1 protein-coding gene is annotated in these 389 nt (G+C 42.9%); it reads right to left on the reverse strand.

All coding sequences use genetic code 11. The annotated features are described in order from the left end of the window. Positions 1 to 389 (reverse strand): PTS sugar transporter subunit IIC (locus tag P3R27_RS14950; RefSeq protein ID WP_301399213.1); only part of this gene is annotated, 389 nt, incomplete at both ends.

Below are 389 nucleotides of genomic sequence, written 5' to 3' on the forward strand. Positions count from 1 at the left end.
CATCAGCAATCAGTGGAGCTCCTAAATAAAGTGCAATAAATACCAGCGGAACAAATAAAATAAATGAAGCCAGCGTTGGGTATAAAATAATTGAACGAGTCATTGCTTTGTCATTAAGATCTTCCACTGCTTTATCCGTATATTTTCCTAAGAAGGTATTGATAAAGAAACGGAACTGATACAAATAACTCCCTAGCAAACCAACAGGTACGGCAACAGCAATCGCTGCTTCTGGTTGCAGATTTCCTAGCAAAGCTACCGGTACGGCAATCGCCGCAGCAATTGAAGGTTCCGCTGGCATGGATCCGCCAGGAGAAAATACCCCCATGTAAATCATTTGTAAAGCGGCAGTAACGATCATGGCTTGAGCCACATTTCCCATCACCAGT

This window comes from Enterococcus spodopteracolus, assembly GCF_030441955.1.
GTDB classification, from domain to species: domain Bacteria; phylum Bacillota; class Bacilli; order Lactobacillales; family Enterococcaceae; genus Enterococcus_B; species Enterococcus_B spodopteracolus.